Source organism: Candidatus Palauibacter irciniicola (assembly GCF_965208695.1).
In the GTDB taxonomy this organism is placed as follows: domain Bacteria; phylum Gemmatimonadota; class Gemmatimonadetes; order Palauibacterales; family Palauibacteraceae; genus Palauibacter; species Palauibacter irciniicola.
This window is the reverse complement of sequence record NZ_OZ242352.1, coordinates 2,298,269-2,317,189: the sequence shown is the minus strand read 5'-3', so window position 1 is coordinate 2,317,189 and position 18,921 is coordinate 2,298,269. Positions and strand designations below refer to the sequence as shown.

Annotated in this window: 17 protein-coding genes; 14 read left to right on the top strand and 3 right to left on the bottom strand. The window is 69.8% G+C overall.

All coding sequences use genetic code 11. The annotated features are described in order from the left end of the window. Nucleotides 1–10 precede the first annotated feature (10 nt). A complete protein-coding gene (locus ACOGI9_RS10085; RefSeq protein ID WP_419857005.1) occupies nucleotides 11–1,087 on the bottom strand; it encodes an LptF/LptG family permease in 1,077 nt (358 codons plus the stop codon). Between the two features lie 4 nt (nucleotides 1,088–1,091). Beyond that, nucleotides 1,092–2,591 carry an LptF/LptG family permease gene (locus ACOGI9_RS10080; protein ID WP_419857004.1) on the bottom strand — a complete coding sequence of 500 codons (1,500 nt, stop codon included), beginning with the start codon at nucleotides 2,589–2,591 and terminating at the stop codon, nucleotides 1,092–1,094. A 106-nt stretch (nucleotides 2,592–2,697) separates the two neighbouring features. Between ACOGI9_RS10080 and ACOGI9_RS10075 the strand changes: the two genes are divergently transcribed. The 14 genes from ACOGI9_RS10075 (at nucleotide 2,698) to ACOGI9_RS10010 (ending at nucleotide 18,013) form a co-directional block, all read left to right on the top strand. Then, entirely contained in the window at nucleotides 2,698–3,759 is a 1,062-nt protein-coding gene (locus tag ACOGI9_RS10075) for a glycosyltransferase family 9 protein (protein ID WP_419857003.1), read from the top strand. A 10-nt stretch (nucleotides 3,760–3,769) separates the two neighbouring features. Continuing rightward, the gene (locus tag ACOGI9_RS10070) at nucleotides 3,770–5,344 is read left to right on the top strand and encodes a response regulator (protein ID WP_419857002.1); all 1,575 of its coding nucleotides are present in this window, start codon (nucleotides 3,770–3,772) and stop codon (nucleotides 5,342–5,344) included. Between the two features lie 4 nt (nucleotides 5,345–5,348). After that, nucleotides 5,349–7,184, top strand: a complete 1,836-nt coding sequence (locus tag ACOGI9_RS10065) for an ABC transporter ATP-binding protein (RefSeq protein WP_419857001.1) — start codon at nucleotides 5,349–5,351, stop codon at nucleotides 7,182–7,184. Further along, nucleotides 7,181–8,128, top strand: a complete 948-nt coding sequence (locus ACOGI9_RS10060; RefSeq protein WP_419857000.1) for a lysophospholipid acyltransferase family protein — start codon at nucleotides 7,181–7,183, stop codon at nucleotides 8,126–8,128. Before ACOGI9_RS10065 ends, ACOGI9_RS10060 begins: the two co-directional genes overlap by 4 nt. Next, the gene (locus ACOGI9_RS10055) at nucleotides 8,125–8,874 is read left to right on the top strand and encodes a glycosyltransferase family 2 protein (protein ID WP_419856999.1); all 750 of its coding nucleotides are present in this window, start codon (nucleotides 8,125–8,127) and stop codon (nucleotides 8,872–8,874) included. The genes ACOGI9_RS10060 and ACOGI9_RS10055 overlap by 4 nt, the downstream gene beginning before the upstream one ends. Nucleotide 8,875: 1 nt before the next feature. Next, nucleotides 8,876–9,712 (top strand): DUF3108 domain-containing protein, encoded by an 837-nt coding sequence (locus ACOGI9_RS10050; protein WP_419856998.1) that lies wholly within the window; start codon nucleotides 8,876–8,878, stop codon nucleotides 9,710–9,712. 143 nt (nucleotides 9,713–9,855) lie between these two features. Then, nucleotides 9,856–10,122 (top strand): hypothetical protein, encoded by a 267-nt coding sequence (locus tag ACOGI9_RS10045; RefSeq protein ID WP_419856997.1) that lies wholly within the window; start codon nucleotides 9,856–9,858, stop codon nucleotides 10,120–10,122. 93 nt (nucleotides 10,123–10,215) lie between these two features. Beyond that, complete coding sequence (locus tag ACOGI9_RS10040) at nucleotides 10,216–11,574, top strand: hemolysin family protein (RefSeq protein ID WP_419856996.1); 1,359 nt, start codon at nucleotides 10,216–10,218, stop codon at nucleotides 11,572–11,574. 128 nt (nucleotides 11,575–11,702) lie between these two features. Further along, nucleotides 11,703–12,800, top strand: a complete 1,098-nt coding sequence (locus tag ACOGI9_RS10035) for a tetratricopeptide repeat protein (RefSeq protein ID WP_419856995.1) — start codon at nucleotides 11,703–11,705, stop codon at nucleotides 12,798–12,800. Nucleotides 12,801–12,813: 13 nt separating this feature from the next. Beyond that, a complete protein-coding gene (locus ACOGI9_RS10030) occupies nucleotides 12,814–13,875 on the top strand; it encodes an isocitrate/isopropylmalate dehydrogenase family protein (RefSeq protein ID WP_419856994.1) in 1,062 nt (353 codons plus the stop codon). A 128-nt stretch (nucleotides 13,876–14,003) separates the two neighbouring features. Then, on the top strand, nucleotides 14,004–15,203 hold the full coding sequence (locus ACOGI9_RS10025; RefSeq protein WP_419856993.1) for an acetyl-CoA C-acetyltransferase: 1,200 nt from the start codon (nucleotides 14,004–14,006) through the stop codon (nucleotides 15,201–15,203). Between the two features lie 78 nt (nucleotides 15,204–15,281). Then, nucleotides 15,282–16,199, top strand: coding sequence for a slipin family protein (locus tag ACOGI9_RS10020; RefSeq protein WP_419856992.1), 918 nt, complete (start codon nucleotides 15,282–15,284; stop codon nucleotides 16,197–16,199). Nucleotides 16,200–16,287: 88 nt separating this feature from the next. Then, nucleotides 16,288–17,055 carry a hypothetical protein gene (locus ACOGI9_RS10015; protein WP_419856991.1) on the top strand — a complete coding sequence of 256 codons (768 nt, stop codon included), beginning with the start codon at nucleotides 16,288–16,290 and terminating at the stop codon, nucleotides 17,053–17,055. Between the two features lie 70 nt (nucleotides 17,056–17,125). After that, a complete protein-coding gene (locus tag ACOGI9_RS10010) occupies nucleotides 17,126–18,013 on the top strand; it encodes a 3-hydroxyacyl-CoA dehydrogenase family protein (RefSeq protein WP_419856990.1) in 888 nt (295 codons plus the stop codon). Nucleotides 18,014–18,069: 56 nt separating this feature from the next. On the opposite strand, the gene ACOGI9_RS10005 is transcribed toward ACOGI9_RS10010, so the two are convergent. Next, nucleotides 18,070–18,756: a phosphatase PAP2 family protein gene (locus ACOGI9_RS10005; RefSeq protein WP_419856989.1), complete on the bottom strand. Its 687-nt coding sequence runs from the start codon at nucleotides 18,754–18,756 to the stop codon at nucleotides 18,070–18,072. Nucleotides 18,757–18,921 lie beyond the last annotated feature (165 nt).

Sequence of the window (18,921 nt, the reverse complement as noted above, 5' to 3'; positions counted from 1 at the left end):
GTACGGGCCGCTAGGTCCGCAGTTTTGCGAAGAGCAGGAGGCCGGCGCCGGCGAAGATGATGTTGGGCAGCCAGGCCGCCGCCGCCGGTGACAGCGCTCCTCCGGCGCCCATCGCTTCGGCGATGCGGATCAGAGTCAGGAAGAGGATCGTCGTCCCGAGCGCGATTCCGATCGAGGTCGGCGCGCCGCCCCGCTTGTTGCTGTGCGCAAGCGGTATGCCGAACACGGCGATCACGAGGCAGATGAAGGGGAAGGCGATGCGCAGCGAGCGAGACGTTCTCAGCCCGTTCGTCGTGCCGCCCGACCGCTCGACGGATTCGATGAGGCGTCCCAGTTCCGCGTAGCGCATCTCGTCCGGTTCCTTGGGTCTGGCCTGCAGCTCCTCGGGCGTCTCGTCCAGTTGCCGCACGAACAGTTCGGCAAACTCGAAGGCGGACTCTTCCTCCGGGCCGCGGAACTCCCGCATCCACCCCTGCTGGAGCACCCAGCGAGCGGACACCGAGTCGTACCGTGCGACATTGGCCGTGATGTGTACCGTGGGGAAGTCGGGTTCCGATCCTCTCCGCTCGATCTGCACGTCGTCCATCCGACCCTCGCGCGTGTCGAGCAGCCGCGCCTTGTACACGAGGCCGTCGTCGCCCCGGTAGACGAACGAGTTCCGGATCGTCTGGCTGCGGGCCTCCTCCTGTTCGAGGACTTCGGCCGATTTCCGCTTCGTCACGGCGACGAGTTCCGTGAGACCGAGCGCGACGAAGCTGAGCAGCGTGGCGCCGCAGAGAATCGGGAAGACGAGGCGGTAGAAGGAAACGCCGCCCGCCTTGGCGGCCGCGACCTCGAAGTGCCGGGACATGGAGGCCACCGTGAACACGGACCCGAGCAGGGCGGCGATCGGGAATCCGAGCAGCGACTGGTACGGAAACTCGTACACGTAGTGGAGGGCGATCTGGGACCAGGTCGACCCCTGGTCGAGGAACCGGTCGAGGTTGTCGGCGATGTCGATGACCATGAAGAGGAAAGGCACGCCGAGGGCACAGGCCGCGAAGATCCTCAGGAACTGGGAAAGGACGTACCGGTCGAGCAGCTTCACGGCGTCAGCGCATCACCTTCGTGGAACGCGCCAGGGCCACGAGCCCGGCGGCGCCGAAGATGACGTTCGGGGCCCACATCGCCCACAGCGGCGAGATCCAGAGGCGGTCGGCGAGCCGCTCGCCCCCGATGAGGGACACGTAGTAGGCCCCGAAGATGCCCAGGCTGACGCCGACGACGAGCGCGACGCCGCCGCGCGGGAACCGGACGGCGATCGGGGCGCCGAGGAGGACGAAGACGATGCACGCGGCCGGGATCGTCCCCTTCTTGTGAATCTCGACCCAGTACTGGTTGATCCGCCGCAGGCCCGTGACCTCGCGCTCGGCGTACGACTGGAACTGGTTCGCGGCATCGGAGGCGGAGTAGAAGCGGCGGGCCGCGCTCTCGGCGACCTGTGTCGTGGAATCCGGGGCGGCGGCTTCCTGCGCGGGTCCCGGCTCGATCTCGCGTCGCGCGGGCGCCTCCGGTGGCGCGGGGAGGCCATCTCTCCGGCGCTCCAGGTCGACGATGTCATCCCTCCGGTCCGCGATATAATCCGCCGGGTCGGGGACGTCGCTCTGCCCGGCCTCGGCGCCGCCCGCCGGCCCGTCCCAGGGATCCGGCGCGTCCGCGAGAGGTTGCTCGAAGTCCAGCAGCATGCGGGTGATGGCCTGCGCGTACACGAGGCTCTCCGAGCGCGCCGCGTCCGCCATCTGCGCCCCGCGATCCGCCTCCACGCGCATGTCGGCGATGTTCATCTCCCGGTCGCCGCGAATGGCTGCGGTATCGCGCTCGAGCCCGTTCGCCACATCCGGGATCTTGAGCAGCATCCGCTCGAAGGCGATGCGCCGGAAGGCGTGCGGACGCTCGTTCATGCGTACCTGGACGACGCCGTCCTCGAGGTCGAAGTAGAGGTCTTCCCCCTCCTCCGAGAAGCCCATCTTCCCGCGGGTCGCGTAGATGGAGCGGCTCTCCTGGCCGTTCCGCTCATCGTAGATCGCGACGTCGTGCACCACGCTCTCCTCCCGGTCGATCATGCCGGGATGGACGTAGACATAGGACGGGAGCACTTCGTTGATCGTATGTTCCCGAAGGTTGAAGGTCGGCTTCTTGCGGCCGATCCCCGTGAGCAGCACCTGCAGGTGATGATTCGACTGCGGCAGGACCGTGTTGTTGAACCAGGTCATTCCGCCGGCGAGGATGACGGCACAGACGAGGAGCGGGGCCATCACGCGCGACAGGGGGATGCCGCTCGCCTTGACGGCGGTGATCTCGAAGTCGCCCTCCATCCGGCTGAAGACGTACAGGACCGCGATGAGCACGGCCATCGGCAGGGTCTGCGCGAGGATGAAGGGGATCGAGTAGACGAAGACCTCGGCGATCACCGCCCACTCGAGGTCCTTGCCGATGAGCCGCTCGAAGCGCTTGCTCACCTGGTCGAGGAGGAGCAGCACCGTGGTGCCGATGACGGCAAAGATGAACGGCCCGGCGTGACGGCTCAGGATATAGCGGGTGAGAGTTCGCATCGCCCCGAGATTACTGTGTTTTCGGGCCGTTGTCAGCCCGGGCGGGTCTTTCAGGGGCCGGTTCCGCCCCGCGGATTCTTCACGGTCCGCCAACTTCTGTACCGGAATGCAGCCGGATAGATCCCTGCGGGTCGCGGGCGCTGCGCCGCGGCGGGTCGCCATCGTGCTCATGAGCGCGGTGGGAAGCACCGTCCAGGGGATGCCCATCATCGCGTCCCTCCGGCGGGCGTGGCCCGGCACGCACATCACCTGGGTGCTGCAGCCGGGCCCGGCGACCCTGATGGCCGGCCGGCCGGACGTGGACCGGATCCTGCTCTTTCACCGAAGTCTCGGCGCCCGCGCCTATTCCCGCTTTCGGCGCGAGGTGGCGGGAGAGACGTTCGATCTCGTCATCTGTCTGCAGCCGAACTTCAAGGGAGGGATGGTCACGCGTCTCCTGCGCGCCCCGGAGCGCCTCGGCCACGATCGCGCGCGCGCCCGCGACCTGAGCTGGGTGGCCACGAACCGCCGCATCCCGCCGGCCCCCGTGGCCCACATTCAGGACGAACTGTTCGAGTTCCTCGATCACCTCGGCGTCCCGCGATGCCTCGAGTGGCGCTTTCACTTCACGGCGGAGGAACGGCGGGTTTCGGCGCGGTGGCGGGAGCGATTCTCCCGCCCGGTCCTGGCGGTCGTGCCGCGGAGTTCGAACGCCCGCAGGAACTGGACCCTCGAGGGGACGGCGCGGGTAATCGACATGGCGGCCGGCGATCTGGGTCTCCAGCCCGTCCTCCTGGGAGGAGACTCCGAGGAGGAACTGCGGGATGCCCGCCGCCTCGGGGAATTGTGCGGGGCTCCGCCGCGCGTCGCGCTGGGCGGGACGCTGAGGGAGCTGGCGGGCCGGCTCGACGCGAGCGACCTCGTGCTGGCGCCGGACACGGGTCCTCTGCACATGGCGGTGGCGCTGGGGACGCCGACCATCGGACTGTACGGGTACACGGACCCCAGACGCAGCGGTCCCTACGGCCGATTCACGGATCTCACGGTGGACCGGTTTCGCGCCTCGGCCGGCTCCGACGGCGAGAGAATGCCGTCCCGGGCCACCCGGCGCGGACGCATGTCGAGGATCCGCGTCGAGGACGTCGTGCTTAAGCTGGAGCGGGCCATCCGCTCCTGTCTGAACAGCTGAAAGGCGGCACATGACCGAAGGGACGAAGACCGTGGCGGGCCGGATCCTGTGGGTGGACGACGAAGTCGACCTGCTGCGTCCGCACCTCATGCTGCTGCGGTCGTCCGGGTATCACGTCGATGCCGTGATGAACGGCCAGGACGCGATGGAACTCCTGACGGCGGCTTCCTACGATCTCGTGCTGCTGGATGAGCGGATGCCCGGGCTGCGCGGGATCGAGGTTCTCGACCGCATCCGGAGCTCCGCCCCGCGCCTCCCGGTGGTGATGGTCACGAAGAGCGAAGAAGAATCGACCATGCACGAGGCGATCGGACGGCGGGCGGACGACTACATCGTCAAGCCGACGAGCCCCCGGCAGGTGCTGTCGGTCGTGACGCGGCTCCTCGCCGGCCCGGCCCTGCGCCACGAGCACATCACGCGCGACTTCTCGCGCCGCTTCGGCGAACTGCGGGAGCGGGTCTCCGCGGCGACCTCGTGGGGGGATTGGGCCGACCTGTACTCGGAACTCGTCGACTGGGACCTGAAGCTGGAGGAGGCCGGCGAGTCGGGCCTGCGCGAGATCCTCAAGGGGCTGCACACGGACCTGAGCCGCGGGTTCTGCGATCTCGTGGCGGACCGGTACGGGGAGTGGGTGCACGAGGGGGGCGAGCGGGGGCCGACCCTCTCGGTGGACGTGCTGCCGCGCTTCTTCCGGCCGATCCTCGACGAGGATCCGGCCGCGCTGCTCGTCGTGATGGACTGCATGCGGCTGGACCAGTGGCGGGCGGTCCTCCCCATCGTCAGCGAGTACTTCGAGATCGAGGAGGCGCTCTACGCGGGTCTGCTGCCCACCGCGACCCCGTTCGCGCGCAACGCGATCTTCGGAGGCACCTTCGCGGACGAACTCGCCGAGAGTTATCCGGAGTGGTGGGAGAGGGGAAGCGAGATCGGCTACAACTCGTTCGAGGATGAACTCTTCGAGCGGCACATCCACGAACTGACCGCGTCGCGGATCCCCGTGCACTACGAGAAGATCTTCTCGGCCCAGGAGAGCGAACCCATGCTGGCGCGGCTCGGCGGTTACCTGTCGTCCCCTTCGGCCACGGCACTCGTGTTCGGCTTCGTGGACATGCTCACGCACGGGCGGGCGCGGTCGCGCCTGATCTGGGAGATGGCGCAGGACACTAGCGCGCTGCGCTCGCTCACGGTCACCTGGTTCGAGCGATCGCCGGCGCTGAAGGCGCTCCGGCTGGCCGCGCAGCGGGGCGTCCGGGTCCTCCTCACGACGGACCACGGTTCGATTCACTGCCGGCGGCCCGCCACGATCTACGCCGGACGCGACGCGTCGACGAGCCTGCGCTACAAGATCGGCGACGACATGAAGGTGGAGAACCCGGCCGCGGTCATGTCGACTTCGGACGCGGACGAATGGCGGCTGCCTCCCGGCGGGATGAACAAGACCTTCGCCCTCTGCCGCGAGGACTACTTCTTCGTCTATCCGACGAGGCTGCGGGAATACCAGAACCGGTATCGGGACAGTTTCCTGCACGGCGGGGTGAGCCCCGACGAGATGGTGCTTCCGGCCGCGCTGCTCACGCCGCGGTGACGCGATGAGCCCGGGGCGGAACGTCGGGGGCGCCTCGTCGTATCGGCGGCTGCTCCGGTTCCTGCGCCCCTATCGCTGGACCTTCCTCGCGAGCCTGGCGCTCGGCGTGCTCGCGGCCGGACTCGAGGCGTTCAGCCTCCTCCTGCTCATCCCGTTCCTCCGCTCGCTCTTCGGCATGGGGCCGCCCCTCCCCGGCGGCGGACGGAACGCGGCGGAGCGCTTCATCGACGGGATCGCGGGGGGGTGGCTCGGCCCGGAGGCGGGGCTGGACGGGTTGCGGGCGGTGTGCGTGCTGGTGCTGGCCGCGCTCCTCCTCAAGAACCTCTGCGTCGTCGGGGGGCGGGCGCTCTCGATCCGCACGCAGGAGTTCCTCGTCCGCGACGTGCGCAACGCCGTGCACGCGCACCTGCAGCGTCTGCCGCTCGCCTTCTTCGAGCGCGGCAAGACGGGACAGTTGATCGCGCGCGTGATCGCGGACGCGGGCGAGGCGAAGCCCGTCGTGACGGACGCGCTCGCGCAGGCCGTGCGCCAGGCGGCGACGCTCGCGGCCTACGCCGTGGCGCTGTTCGCTCTCTCGTGGAGGCTGGCGCTGATCGCCGTCATCCTGGTGCCGCTCGTGTGGCTCGGCCTGCGGCCGCTGCTCGGCCGGCTGCGCGAGAGATTCCGCCGCACCTGGGATGACCACGGCGAACTCGTCGCGGCGCTGCAGGAATCGCTGGGCGCGGTGCGGCTCGTGAAGTCGAGGGTCGCGGAGGAGTTCGAGGAGAAGCGCTTTCGGCGCCGTTCCGACGGGTTCAGCCGCAGGCGGATCGCGGCCGCGACGACCCGGCACCTCGCCTCGCCCCTTTCCGAAACGCTCGCGTCCGTCGTGGCGCTCGGACTCGTCTGGATCGGGGCGTCGTTCGTCGGGAGCGGCGGGTCGATCGCGCCCGAACAGTTCGTCGCCTTCGTGACCATCGCGCTGCGCGCCATCTCGCCGGTGAAGGGGTTCGCGCAGTATCCGGCCATCGCCGCGCAGGGGCTCGCCGCGGCCGACCGTTTCTTCGAAATCCTCGACCAGGACCCGGAGCCGGCCGGAGGGTCGCGGATCGCGACGGGGCCCGAACGGGAGATCCGCTACGAGAACGTCAGCTTCGCCTACGAGCCGGGCCGGGCGGCGCTGAGCGGCGTCGACCTCGTCATCGCGCGCGGCTCCGTCGTCGCCATCGTCGGGCCGTCCGGGAGCGGGAAGTCCACGCTGGTCGACCTGCTGCCCCGGTTTGCGGACCCGCAGGCGGGGCGGGTCACGATCGACGGGACGGATATCCGGGAGTTCTCGGTGGACTCCCTCCGCCGGCTCACCGGTCTCGTGGGGCAGGAGGCGGTGCTCTTCCACGACACGGTGGCGGCGAACATCGCCTACGGGGAGGATGCGCCCGACCGTGCGGCGGTCGAAGCGGCGGCGCGGACGGCCGGGGCGCACGGCTTCATCGAGGGACTGCCCGACGGTTACGACACCGTGCTCGGCGATCGCGGGGTGCGTCTGTCGACGGGCCAGCGTCAGCGCATCGGCATCGCGCGGGCCCTCTTCCGCGACCCCCCGATCCTCATCCTGGACGAAGCGACATCGGCCGTGGATGCCGAAACGGAGACGGCGCTGAGGGCGGCGGCGGCGGGCTTTCGCGGCCGCACGGTGATCGTGGTCGCCCACCGGCTCTCCACGGTGCGCGAAGCCGACCGGATCTTCGTCCTCGAGCGCGGGCGGCTCGTGGACGCCGGCCGCCATGACGCCCTCGTCTCTCGCGGCGGACCGTACCGTCGGCTGTTCGGGCGGCAGCTCGAACGCGTCTCGCAACCGTGACGGACCGGGCGGGCCGGGCCGGCCGGCGTGGTGGGGACGGCGGGCGGGGCGCCGGCCGACGGCTCGCCGACGCACTCGTGGACGGCGGAGTGACCGGCCTGCATCTCGGCCTCCGCGCCGCGCCGGAACCGGTGGCGCTGGCGGCCGGCCGGGCGCTCGGGACGCTGTGTCGCGAGCCCCTCCTCGTACGGCGCCGCGTGGTCGACGCCCAGATCGCCGCGAGCTTCCCCGGCGCGACGCCGCGCTGGGTGCGCGACACGGCTCGCGCCTGCTACCGCCACTTCGGCCAGGAGGCCGCGCTTCTCATGGGCGGCCCGCCCCGGATCGAGCGGAGGCTGTCTCGCGTCGTCGACGAGGCCGGGCTGGGCCCGCGCCTGCACGCCGCGGTCGCGGAGCGGGACGGCGCCGTGGTCGTCGCCGGGCACCTCGGCAACTGGGAGCTCGGCGGCGCCGCCGTGCGGGCGCTCGGAGTGCGCGTGACGGCGGTCGTGCAGCGCCAGCGGGGCGCCTTCGGCCGTCGGCTTCGCGACCTGCGCGCGCGGCTGGGACTGGAGGTGCTCGACCGCGACGCGGCGGCCCGGCCCGCGCTCGACGCGCTGCGCTCCGGTCGCGTCCTGGCCCTCGTGGCCGATCAGCACGCCCGGCGCGGGAGCGCCCGGATCGACTTCCTGGGCCGCCCCGCCTGGACGTCGCTCGCCCCCGCGCGTTTGTGTCTCGCGGCCGATGTCCCTCTCTTCTTCGCGGCTCTCGTTCGAGACCCATCGGGGTACAGGATCGTCCATGAAGAGATCGGCGGCGTTCGATCCGGCGCCGGCGGCGACCCGGTCGAGGTCACGAAGGGATGGGTTCGGGCGCTGGAGAGGGAGATCCGACGGCGGCCCGAGCAGTACTTCTGGTTCCACCGGCGCTGGAAGCGGGTGGCGCAACACGGAGAGGGCGCGTGATTCACATCGGGATTCCGGTGCGCAACGAGCGCGAGACCATCGGTCCGCTGCTCTGGCGCATCCGCGAATTGCTCTACGGCGAGCGGCGGCAGTTCCACGTGTTCGTCTGCGACGATGCCTCGGACGACGGGACGGAGGAAGCGCTCGCGCGGTATCCGCGGGTGCTCCCGCTGACCGTGCTCCGCAACGAGGAACGCCGGGGCTACGCCGCGAGTCTCGACCGGCTGATCCGGGCGACGCTTCGCCGCTCGGGGTATCCGCGGCGCGATGCGTTCGTCTCCATGCAGGGAGATTTCTCCGATCCGCCCGAGCGCCTGCCGGAGATGCTTCGCCGCTTCGAGGGCGGCGCCGATCTCGTCACGGTCGCGCGCGGTGAACCCGAACCGGTGGCCCGGCGTCTGACCCGGGCCGGCGGGCGGCTCTGCGCCCGTCATCTGCTCGCGGCTCCGGCCGTGACGGACCCTTATGCTTCGCTTCGGTTATATAGGTTGTTCGCTCTTGAACGCGCCGTCGCCGCCGGCGATGGGCCGCTGTTGCAGTACGAGGGCTGGGCCGCCAATGCCGCGCTGCTCCTGCAGGTGTGGCCGTTTGTACGAAGATTCGAGGAGATTCCGCATGATCCGCACCCCCTCCGCCGATACCGCGACGCCCGCTTCCGGGCCGGCGAGCAGCTCCGGCAGCTGTTCGCGGCCGGCCGGGACCGCGCCCTGCGCGAGATCGGCCGGCAGGTTACGGACGTCGCCTGACATGCCGCAGCGTCTCCCCCGGCTCGCCACGGTCTTCGCGTCCGTTCTCGCTGCCTCCCTTGCCGGCATGGCGCCGCTCGCGGGCCAGGCCGGACCGGGAGCGGTGGCCGGCGATCCGTTTCCCCAGGCGTGGCCCTTCGCGGTCGGCCAGGAGGCCGAATACGCGGTGACGTTCGGACCGGTGCGGTTCGGGCAGATGCACCTGCGCGTGGAAGCCCGGGATACGATTCGCAGCACGCCCGCGTACCGGATCGCGATGGAGATGAAGGGGAGCATCCCCTTCTACAGAATGGACGACCGCTCGGTGAGCTGGCTCGCCACGGAACCGTACCGGACGCTCCGGTTCGAGGAGATCCTGCGTCAGGGCAACTACCGGAGACACCAGCGCTGGGAGCTGGATCACGAGGCGCTGACGGCAACGCGAGAAGACTGGGATGAGGAGACTCAGGCCTACCGTCCGCACCGCCGGCAACGGGACCTTCCCATACCGCCCGGCGCGCTGGACGAGATCTCGTATCTTTTCCTGATCCGAAGCCTCCCCTTCGAAGTCGGACAGACCTACGAATTCGACCGCTACTTCGAGGAGGATGGCAATCCCGTCATCGTCGAGGTCCTCCGCCGCGAGCGCGTGCGGGTCCCCGCGGGGACGTTCGAGACGTTCGTCGTGCGTCCGACCATCCAGACCGATGGCCTGTTCGGGGAAGAGGGGCAGGCCGAGGTCTTCATCTCGGACGACGACCGTCGCCTCATCGTTCAGATCAAGAGCCGCATGAGGCGAGGCAGCGTGAACATGTATCTTCGCGACGTCGAGCAGAATGAGGCGGAGGCCGGCCGCTGACGTTTGCACCGGGCCCATCGGCGGCGCGGGCGCCAAACGTCGCCGAGGGCCGCCGCCGGGGTCGCGCGGCACTCCCTTTTTGCCGTGGTGCACCCTAGGTTAGTCTTGGACTGCAGGGTGACGACGACCAGCAAGGAGGTGCCTTGAGCAAAGGGAATCATGTGCCGAATTCAAGCGACCGGGCCCGCGATGAGCTGTTCAGCCACATTCGCCGCTGTGGCGTGCTCGACGCGGAAGAAGAGCAGCGGCAAGAGTGGTTCGACGATACGATCCAGTACCTCGGAGAGCGATATCCGGAATTGACGCCGGCTGAGCTGTCTGTTCTGCGCACCATCGGCGAGCGGTACTGTGCCCCGGCGATCCCGCACGGAGGCGCGGCCCAGCCGTCGAAGCAGGAAGCCCAGGTCTAGCATCACCGTCGAGGTAACGAGGTAACGTAGCCTGAACGAACCCCCGCCCCCGGACAGACCGGGAGCCACACCATCCGCCAGGCGGACCGCTGAATGGACCTCGGACTCGTTCTGAGGCTCGGCGCGGTCCTCGCGCTCGTAGCGGCGAACGCCTTTTTCGTTGCCGCGGAGTTCGCGCTCGTCAGCGCGCGACGCACCCGCATCGACGAACTGGCCGAAGCCGGCGATCGTCTGGCCCGCGTCGTCCGCCGGGCGCAGGACAATCTCGACCGCGCCATCTCGGGTACGCAGCTCGGGATCACCATCGCGTCGCTCGGTCTGGGCTGGATCGGCGAGCCGGCGCTCGCGCGGTCGATCGAGCCCCTGTTCGGCGCGCTGGGCTTCGCCGCGGGGCCGGCGGCTCTCCACACGACGGCCGTCGTCGTCGCCTTCATCCTCATCACCTACCTCCACATCGTCCTCGGCGAACTTGCGCCGAAGACCGTCGCGCTCCTGCGCCCGGAGACGGTGAGCCGCTACCTCGCCGGTCCACTCCTCGCCTTCAACCGCGTCGCGACGCCGGCGCTCTGGCTGCTCGACGGCTCATCCCGGCTGTTCCTGCGGACGATTCGCGCCCCCGCGGGCGACGCGCACGGTGTCGAGCACGCCCACAGCCCGGACGAGATCGAGCTGCTCGTCCGGCAGAGTCGGCGAAGAGGAATGGTGGAGAAGGACGAACAGGCGATGATCGAAGGCGTGTTCGATCTCACGCATACCGTGGTCCGGGAAGTCATGACGCCCCGGCCGGACATCGTCGCCGTCGGGGCCGGGGATCCGGCCAGGGTCATCCTGAAGGTCGCGGCGGAGTCGGGCCATTCGCGCCTCCCCGTCACGGACGATTCGCTGGACGACATCGTCGGCATCATCGTGGTCAAGGACCTGCTCGCGGAAGTCCTCGCGAAGCGTCCGACGGGGCTGGTGGCGCGGGACGTGATGCGCGAGGCGCTCTTCGTCCCGGAGTCGAAGGCGATCGACGACCTGCTGGCGGAAATGCGGGCCCGGAAGACGCATATGGCGGTGGTCGTCGACGAGTTCGGCGGCACGGACGGCATCGCCACGCTGGAGGATCTTCTCGAGGAGATCGTCGGCGAAATCTACGACGAGCACGACGAGGCGGAGGCGGGACTGGAGGTCGGCCCCGACGGGACGGTCGGACTCGATGGGGGCGTCTCGTTCGCGGACCTGCTCGAGGGTCTGGGCCTCGATGATCTCGACGAAGACGAGGAGTACGACACGGTGGCCGGCTACGTGATCGGCACGCTGGGCCGCATCCCGGAGCCCGGAGACCGGGTCCCGCTGGGAGATGCGCGGCTGGAGGTCGCGGAGCTGGTCGAGCGGCGGATCACGCGGCTCAACCTGCTCGGCGTGGACGAGAAGACGGTGGCGAGATTGTGCGAAGCCCTCGAATCGTGAACGCGTTCGGGCCCCGAACTTGCTGGCGTGAGCGCGGCACCCGAAGTTGGAGGAGCCTCCTTCAACGAAAGGCTCCGCTCTGGCTCGCCGAACATGGTCGGAAGGGTTCCTGACTTGAGGTTCCGGGTTTGAACCTCTCCGACTCCTGGAACTACGAGCAGTTCGACGCCGAAGCGCAACGGCTGTACGAAGCCGGCGACTTCGATGAGGCGCTCGGCCTCCTCAAGGAGGCCCTCACCCGTTTTCCCGACTCGGTCGAACTCCTCGTCTCGCTCGGATATACGCGTCTGGCCCGCGAGGAATACGCCTGGGCGCGCGCGGCCTTCGACGCGGTCCTCGGGATCGATCCGGAACACGAGGAAGCGCTGGCCGGCCTCGGAGACGTGCTGCTGAAGCTCGGGGAACGCGCGGCGGCCTTCCAGATCTTCGAGGGGCTCGTCGCGCTGGGGTACGACCGGGACGTGGAACTCATGCTCTGCGTGGGACGCAGCCTGCTGCGCGAGGGTCTCCTGCGCCGGGCGGAGCGGTTCTTCCGGCTTGCCCTCGCGGCCGATCGCGAGAGCCCCGACGCCGCGCTGGATCTCGCCTTCACCTTCTATCGGGACGGCGACACCGAGGCGGCGCTGTTCTGGAGCCGCGAGGCCGTCCGCCTGGATCCCCGCTTCGCGGAAGCCCGCGCGCTCTACGGCAACGTGCTCTACGAACGCGGCGATTTTCGGGGGGCGCTCGCGCAACTTGCGACCATTCCGGTGACGAGCCTGGCCGACCCGATCGTCGCGTGGCGCGTGGTCGACCTCAAGCGGCGACTCGAAGACCTTCCATCGGACGCCGAGGAGTTGCAGCCCTACCTGCTGGCGCTGGAGGAACTGGCGCCGGAACCGAGTCCGGAGGAACGCCTGCTGGCCGAGGTCGAAGCCCGGGCGAACGGGCTGGCGGCGGGGCCGGGAACGGGTCAGCTCGACCTGTTCGGTCGTCCGCCCGACGCGTCGGCGGTGGAGGTGCACCGCGTGCGGGCCCCGAACGGGGTGGTATACGAGGGAGACTGGGATGGGATCGTGCGGGCCATGCGCAACGGGTCCGAGGAGCCCGGCGTTTCGCTGGCGGACTTCATGCGAAACGAGGCGATGCGGCTCCAGGCGCTGACGGGCATCGCCGTCTCCTGGCAGACGGCGCGCGCCTTCCTCGAGGACTCCGCCCGGGTCGGCGCGCTCGAGATCGAACGCTAGCCGCCAAGCCGAGGTGAAGGTTCCGCTGCGCATCGCCGTCATCGGCGGCGACGGGATCGGCCCCGAAGTCACCCGCGAGGCGTGTCGTGTGCTCCGCGCCGTGGCCGACAGGGGTCTTTCCGAACTCGAACTCACACACTTCCCGCATGGCGCCGACCACTATCTCGCCACCGGGGAGACACTTTCGCAGCGGACCTTCGAGTCTCTGAGGGACGACTTCGACGCGATTCTGTTCGGCGCCGTGGGCGATCCCCGCGTGCCCGACGGCCGTCACGCGCGCGACCTCCTCCTCGGCCTGCGGGTGCGGCTGGACCTGTTCCTGAACCGCCGGCCGCTGCGGCTGCGCGCGCCGGAGCTGTCGCCGCTGAGGTCCGCGGACTCGGCGCCCATCGACTTCGAGATCTTCCGGGAGAATACGGAAGGCCTCTACGTGGGCGTGGGGCGCGTCGAGCACGAGGGCACGCCCGATGAGGTCGCGGTGTCGGAGTCGGTCGCGACCCGGTTCGGGGTGGAGCGGATCGTGCGGCGCGCGTTCGAGTACGCCGCCCCCCGGGGGCTGCGCGTGACGCTCGCGGACAAGGCGAACGCGGTGCCGCACATGTTCGGACTCTGGCGCCGCGTGTTCGGGGAGGTCGCCGCCGGATATCCCGGGGTGGAGTCGGAGATGCGCTACGTGGACGCGCTCGCCATGGAGATGATCCGGGCGCCGGAACGGTTCGGGATCATCGTCACGTCGAACCTGCTCGGCGACATTCTCTCCGATCTCGGCGCCGAGGTCGTGGGTGGGCCGGGGCTCGCGCCCTCGGCCAACGTGAACCCCGGCGTCCATGGCCTGTACGAACCCGTGCACGGCAGCGCGCCGGACATCGTCGGAACGGGCCGGGCGAATCCGATGGCCGCGGTGCTCAGCACCGCCCTCCTCCTGCGGGATCACGGTTCGGACGAAGCAGCCGAGGCGGTCGAGGCGGCCGTGGATGCGGCGCTCGCCGCCGGAGTGCGGACGCCGGACCTCGGGGGAGGCGCGACGACGCTGGAGGTCGGAAGCTGGCTCGCGGAACGGGTGGGCGCGGCCTGATACACCACGCTACGTTTCACGGACGGGGCGTTGGGCTCCGCGCGGGCCGGGCGGTGCCGGCGAGGCCGCGGCACACATGACATCAATCCGGTCGGAAGACCGGCAAGAGATGGAAGGACTCCGGGACAATGAGCGACGGTAACGGTAACGGGACGGTGTTTCTCTCGGCGGCCCGAACCGCCATGGGCGCGTTCGGCGGCAGCCTGAAGGAGTATTCGGCGGTGGACCTGGGCGTCGTCGCCTCGGAAGCGGCGATCGAGCGCTCGGGCGCCGAGCCCGGCGATTTCGGGCATGTGGTGATGGGGAACGTGATGCAGACGTCGGCCGACGCGATCTATCTCGCGCGGCATGTGGGGCTGCGGGCGGGGCTGCCGATCGAGACACCGGCCGTCACCGTGAACCGCCTGTGCGGTTCGGGCTTTCAGGCCGTGATCGATGGCTCGCAGGAGATCGAACTCGGGGAGAGCGACGTCTGCCTCGTCGGCGGAGCCGAATCCATGAGTCAGGCGCCGCATATCGTGCGCGGAGCCCGCTGGGGTCTGCGGCTGGGCCCGGCGCCGAAGTTCGAGGATTCGCTGTGGGAGGCCCTCACCGATCCCTACTGCGGCTTCTCGATGGCCCAGACGGCGGAGAATCTCGCGGAGGAGTACGGGATCTCGCGCTCGGAGGCCGACGAGGTGGCGGTGCGCAGCCAGCAGTTGGCGGCGGAGGCCTGGGAGGATGGCCGCTACGGGGACGAGGTCGTGCCGATGATGGTGGGACGGAAGGGGAGGGAAACGTCGTTCGAGCGCGATGAGCACCTCCGTCCCGATACGACGGTCGAGGGGCTCGCGAAGCTTCGGCCGTACTTCAAGCAGGATGGCCTCGTCACGGCCGGCAACGCGAGCGGGATCGGGGATGGGGCGGCGGCGCTCGTGCTCGCGGGCCGGGACTATGCCGCCGCGCACGGCCTGGAGCCGGCCGGCCGCCTCGTGTCCTACGCCGTGGCGGGCGTGCCACCCCACATCATGGGCATCGGGCCCGCGCCCGCCTCGCGCGCCGCCCTCGAGAAAGCGGGCCTCACGCTCGACGACATCGACCTCGTCGAGGTGAACGAGGCCTTCGCCCCGCAGTACCTGGCGGTCGAGCGTGAACTCGGCCTCGACCGCGACAAGGTGAACGTGGACGGCGGGGCGATCGCGCTGAGCCACCCGCTCGGCATGACGGGAGCGCGGATCACGGGCCACCTTCTGCACGAGCTGCGGCGCCGCGGCGGCGGCCTGGGTCTGGGCGCGGCGTGCATCGGCGGAGGACAGGGCGCCGCCGTCGTCGTGGAGGTCGACGCCTAGCCACGGCCTGCTGGCAAACCGCCGCGCCGGGCGCCGCGAACTCGGGCCGGGCGCCGCGATCAGTCGGAGGGAGCGAACATGGATCCGCTATTCTTCATCCTCGCCGGGGCGGGCGCGCTGGCGCTCGCCACGAGTCTCCGAATCCTGAAGGAGTACGAGCGGGCCGTCGTCTTCCGGCTCGGCCGCGCGCGTCCGACCCGCGGGCCGGGGCTCATCTTCCTCGTCCCGTTCGGGGTCGAGCGCATGGAGCGGGTGAGCCTGCGGATCATCGCCATGGACATCCCGCCGCAGGACGTCATCACGCGGGACAACGTGTCGGTGAAGGTCAACGCGGTCCTCTATTTCCGCGTCGCGAACCCCAGACGGGCCATCCTCGAGATCGAGGACTTTCTCTTCGCCACGTCGCAGCTTGCCCAGACGACGCTCCGGTCGGTCATCGGTCAGGCGGAACTGGACGAGGTTCTCGCGGAGCGGGAGAAGTTCAACCAGATCCTGCGCGACATCATCGACCAGGGGACGGACGCGTGGGGGATCGATGTCACGGGCGTCGAGGTGAAGGATGTGGACCTGCCGAACGAGATGAAGCGCGCGATCGCGCGGCAGGCGGAGGCGGAGCGCGAGCGGCGGGCGAAAGTGATCAACGCGCAGGGCGAACTGCAGGCGGCGTCGAACCTGCGGGACGCGGCGCGGCAGTTGAGCCAATACCCGGCCTCGCTGCAACTGCGTTTCCTGCAGACGGCGACGGAGATCGCGGCGGAGAACAACTCGACGACGCTCTTCCCGCTGCCGGTGGAACTCGGGCCCATGATGGGTCTGTTCAAGGGGCTTGCGACGGCGGCCGACGAAGGGTCCGCGGCTCCGGCTCCGGTCGACGAACGCGTGCTCGAAGGCTCGGAAGGCGCGCCGCAGTTGCCTGGCGCGGAGGCGGCGGAGGACGTGCCGGAGGCCGCGGACGAGCCGCAAGCCGTGGCGAGGGAGCGCGATGCCGCCGGCTGACGACAGTCGCGAGGGTGCGGGCGGCCCCGGTCTTCCGGCACGCCGGCCGTCGCTCCCACAAACGGTCACGCAGGAGCAACTCGAACGTGTGATCCGCCGGGCCTCGGACCTCCAGTTCCGCAGTTCCACTTCGGTCGGCGGAGAACTCGGGGCGGGCGAAGTCGTCCAGATCGGAGCGGAAGTCGGCCTCGAGGAACGGTACGTCCGGCAGGCGCTGGCCGAGGTGGAAGCCGCCTCCCTCATTCCCGACGCGCCTCCGGACGAGGGGCTCGCGCGGCGGATCGTCGGCTCCGCGATCGTGAGCACGAGCCGCGTGGTGCCCGGCAGTCCGGCGGACGTGGAAGCGAATCTCGAGTCGTACCTGCGCGAAGAGGAGCTTCTCCGACAGGTGCGCTCGCGACCCGGCGGATCGCTGTGGGAGCCGGGGACCGGCCTCGTCAGCCAGATGCGCCGCGCGATGGACGTCGGCGGCCGACGCTACACGCTCGCGAAGGCGCGGAACCTCCAGGTCAGCGTGGAAGCCCTGGAAAGTGGGTGGTCGCTGGTCACGCTGACGGCCGACGTCGGTAACATGAGGGCGGAACGGATCGGCGGCTGGTTCGCCGGCATGGGGCTGGGTGGAGCGGCCGGCGGCTTCGGCCTGTTCATGGCGACGGGGGGCGGCGTTCTGCCGCTCCTGGGAGGGCTGGCGATCTTCTCGGGTTTCACGGCCATCGCGACGGTTTCCGCGCGGGCCGACATGCGGAAGGTCAGACAACGCATGGAACTCGCCCTTCAGGGTCTTCTCGACCGACTCGAACGCGGCGAGAATCTCCGCAGCGCGGAGGAACCCTGGCACCGGAAACTCCTGCGCTGAAGGGTGTGCGCCTCAAGCGGCTGTCAAGCAGCCGACACTGATACCTGAAGACCAATAGAGGGAGTGGACATTGACTGAGATTCGGAAGGTCGGGGTGGTCGGAGCGGGACTGATGGGGAGCGGGATCGCGCAGGTCAGCGCGTCGGCCGGTTATGAGACGATCGTGCGGGAGGTGGAGCAGGGGTTTCTCGACCGGGGGATGGCCGGAATCGGGAAGAACCTCGACCGCGCCGTGCAGAAGGAGAAACTCGGCGCGGCGGAACGGGACGCGACGATGGCCCGTCTTCACCCGACGCTCGACCTGGCGGATCTGGCGTCGTGCGACCTCGTCATCGAGGCGATCACCGAGAACCTCGGGGCGAAACACGCGCTGTTCGGAGAGCTCGGCGGACTCTGCGCGGAGGAGACGATCTTCGCTTCCAACACATCGAGCCTGTCCATCACGGAACTCGCCGCCGAGACGGATCGCCCGGAGCGTTTCGTCGGACTCCACTTCTTCAGCCCCGTGCCGGTCATGCCGCTCGTGGAGGTCGTCCGCTGCGGGCAGACGGCGGAGCAAACGTTCGACGCCGCCTTCGCGTTCGCCGCATCGCTCGGGAAGAGCCCGATCGCCTGCGGCGACAACACCGGCTTCGTCGTGAACCGGCTGCTCGTTCCCTACATGCTGGACGCGATCCGTGCGTACGAGGCCGGGGTCGCGTCGATCCCCGACATCGACAAGGGGCTGCGCCTGGGCTGCGGGTACCCGATGGGCCCCTTCACGCTGGGCGATTTCGTGGGACTCGACACGCTGTACCACATCACGGGGATCATGTACGACGAGTACAAGGAGGCGCGCTTCGCCTCTCCCCCTCTCCTGCGCCGCATGTACCTGGCCGGCTACCACGGCCGAAAGACGGGGAAGGGCTTCTACGACTACAGCGGCGACGAACCCGTCGTTTCCAGCTTCGTGCTCTAGTTCGGGACGGCGCGAGCCGGCCGAAGGCGCCCCGGGCCAGCCGACGGCGCCTTCGGCTACTCCTGGAAGCGGACCTGAACGCCCACCGCGTCGCGGGCGATCAGCGGCCGGATTCCGAGCCAGTTCTCGGCGGCGGCCGTCGCCCGACCGCCCACCCACCAGCCGATGAAGCCGCCGACGACCACGTCGGAAAGCCAGTGGCGGTCTCCGTAGATCCGGGCGAGTCCCGTGCCCGCGGCGGCCGCGTAGAAGGGGATCGCCCACCCACCGTCGGTCACCTCATCGACGGCGGCGGCGATGGCGAAGGCGTAGGCGGTGTGGCCGGACCCCAGCGAGGCGTTGCCCCGGAAGGGATCGAAGTGCAGGACCCCCCGCTCGTCTCTCGGGCGGCTTCGTCCCAGCGTCCAGTTGAGCAGGGTGTTCGACATCGAGCCGGCGAAGACCCCGAAGAAGGCCGAGGTCGCCCGCCGGACGCCCGTCTCCCCGTCCAACGCGACGCCAAGCAGAATTCCGCCCCCCGCCAGGAAGGGCGCGGTCCGCTTCCAGTCGCCGTAGGTGTGGCCGCCTTCGGCCAGGTCACGACCGAACGCCCCCTGGTGATCAAGCGCCAGGTCGCGGATGCTCCGGTCGAGAAGAAGGGCTCCGCCGAGGACGCCGGCACCGAGTCCAACACGCTTCCAGGTCTGACTCGTCTCCCCGCCCGCCGGTCCCGGGCCGGCGCGGTCCGGGTTCGGCGCCGACACGGGATCCTGCGCGGCGAGCGGGAGAGGCAGAAAAAGCCACGCAACTCGAAAGGGGGCGAGGCCCGCTCGAGGAACTCCAGTACGCGTGATCCGGCGGCCGGTGCCGCAACGTCCGAAGGGTGTCATGAACGCCTTCGAAGCTGCCTGCCCGGAGGCGCTCGGGCA

Excerpts from the sequence above, each read along its gene's own strand:
- ACOGI9_RS10050 (WP_419856998.1), top strand. The coding sequence starts at position 8,876 with ATGCCGCAGCGTCTCCCCCGGCTCGCCACGGTCTTCGCGTCCGTTCTC.
- ACOGI9_RS10020 (WP_419856992.1), top strand. The coding sequence starts at position 15,282 with ATGGATCCGCTATTCTTCATCCTCGCCGGGGCGGGCGCGCTGGCGCTC.
- ACOGI9_RS10040 (WP_419856996.1), top strand. The coding sequence starts at position 10,216 with ATGGACCTCGGACTCGTTCTGAGGCTCGGCGCGGTCCTCGCGCTCGTA.
- ACOGI9_RS10075 (WP_419857003.1), top strand. The coding sequence starts at position 2,698 with ATGCAGCCGGATAGATCCCTGCGGGTCGCGGGCGCTGCGCCGCGGCGG.
- ACOGI9_RS10080 (WP_419857004.1), bottom strand. The coding sequence starts at position 2,591 with ATGCGAACTCTCACCCGCTATATCCTGAGCCGTCACGCCGGGCCGTTC.
- ACOGI9_RS10025 (WP_419856993.1), top strand. The coding sequence starts at position 14,004 with ATGAGCGACGGTAACGGTAACGGGACGGTGTTTCTCTCGGCGGCCCGA.
- ACOGI9_RS10065 (WP_419857001.1), top strand. The coding sequence starts at position 5,349 with ATGAGCCCGGGGCGGAACGTCGGGGGCGCCTCGTCGTATCGGCGGCTG.
- ACOGI9_RS10070 (WP_419857002.1), top strand. The coding sequence starts at position 3,770 with ATGACCGAAGGGACGAAGACCGTGGCGGGCCGGATCCTGTGGGTGGAC.